1 protein-coding gene is annotated in these 462 nt (G+C 29.7%); it reads left to right on the top strand.

Translation table 11 applies throughout. The annotated features are described in order from the left end of the window. Positions 1–147: 147 nt before the first annotated feature. Positions 148–462 (top strand): FdtA/QdtA family cupin domain-containing protein (locus tag B0E43_RS22535; RefSeq protein WP_217349199.1); only part of this gene is annotated, 315 nt, incomplete at its 3' end.

The raw sequence follows: 462 nt of genomic DNA, 5'->3' as shown, positions 1-462 counted from the left end.
GTCTAGGAAATTATTCAATAATTGTGAAATATTTTTAATGAATGCAAGCTTCCTAGAATTATGTGTAATTGGATTTAAAATTGATTTCTTCGAATATTTGAAAAAGAACATCAGTCAGTTTTTCATAGCTTAATCAAGTTTGATAAAGTGAAAATTGAAATTAAAAATTATAATTCGCCTCAATTGCTTGATTTTAAAAAAGTTGGATCAAGCTCACTAGGATATATCAGTATTGCAGAAGAATTGCCTTTTGAAATTAAGCGCGCCTATTGGACTTATTATGCACCGCACGAAGTTATAAGAGGTCACCATGCGCATAAAGAATTGAAACAATTAATATTTGCTGTGAGTGGAAGTATAAAGTTTGAATTAGAAAATGTTCTTGGTCAAAAATTCAATTTTGTTTTGGATTCACCAGATATTGGTTTGTACATACCAAAATTACATTGGCGAACAATGCAA

The sequence above is a fragment of the Algoriphagus sp. A40 genome (assembly GCF_002002735.1).
Taxonomy (GTDB): Bacteria; Bacteroidota; Bacteroidia; order Cytophagales; family Cyclobacteriaceae; genus Algoriphagus.
This window is presented reverse-complemented; position numbering and strand designations above follow the sequence as displayed.